The 593-nt window shown below is 56.3% G+C and carries 2 protein-coding genes; one reads left to right on the forward strand and one right to left on the reverse strand.

Annotation, left to right across the window (positions count from 1 at the left end; translation table 11 throughout):
• Positions 1–290, forward strand: a 290-nt coding sequence (locus tag B3797_RS00045; RefSeq protein WP_311790022.1) for a DUF3461 family protein, incomplete at its 5' end; no start/stop codon positions are given.
• A 62-nt stretch (positions 291–352) separates the two neighbouring features.
• Here B3797_RS00045 and B3797_RS00050 read toward each other — a convergent pair.
• Positions 353–593 (reverse strand): helix-turn-helix domain-containing protein (locus tag B3797_RS00050; protein WP_311790023.1); only part of this gene is annotated, 241 nt, incomplete at its 5' end.

Genomic DNA, 593 nt, shown 5'->3' on the forward strand with positions numbered 1-593 from the left:
GCAAAGATAAAGGCGAGTTCTTCGCTAAAAGCGTGAAGTTCAAGTATCCGCGCCAGCGCAAAACCGTGGTAGCGGATAACATCAACCAGGGTTACAAAGAGGTGCAGGAGATCAGCCCAAATCTGCGCTACGTGATCGATGAGCTGGATCAGATTTGCCAGCGCGATCAGGTGGAAGTGGATCTGAAGCGCAAGATCCTTGCCGATCTGCGTCATCTGGAGAGCGTGGTTACCAATAAAATTAGCGAGATCGAGAGCGATCTGGACAAGCTGACCCGCAACAGCCGCTAATCGCGCCAGCGCCCCGCTTATCGTCAACCTGAAGGCCAGCTCATGCTGGCCTTTTTGTCGCCTTAACTCTGCTCGTCCAGCTGCAAAGCCACATAGAGCAGCAGACGATCGTCAAACTGGCTGAGGTTCAGCCCGGTCAGCTCTGAAATGCGGTTAAGCCGATACTCCAGCGTGTTGCGGTGAATAAAGAGCGCGCGCGCCGTGGCGCTGGGCTGCACGTTATGGGTGAACCAGGCGATCAGCGTGCGCCGCAGCAGGCCGTTATTGTCCATACTCTTCAGCCTCGCCAGCGGACGCGCCAGC

The sequence above is a fragment of the Pantoea sp. UBA5923 genome (assembly GCF_002431095.1).
Classification (GTDB): Bacteria; Pseudomonadota; Gammaproteobacteria; order Enterobacterales; family Enterobacteriaceae; genus Pantoea; species Pantoea piersonii.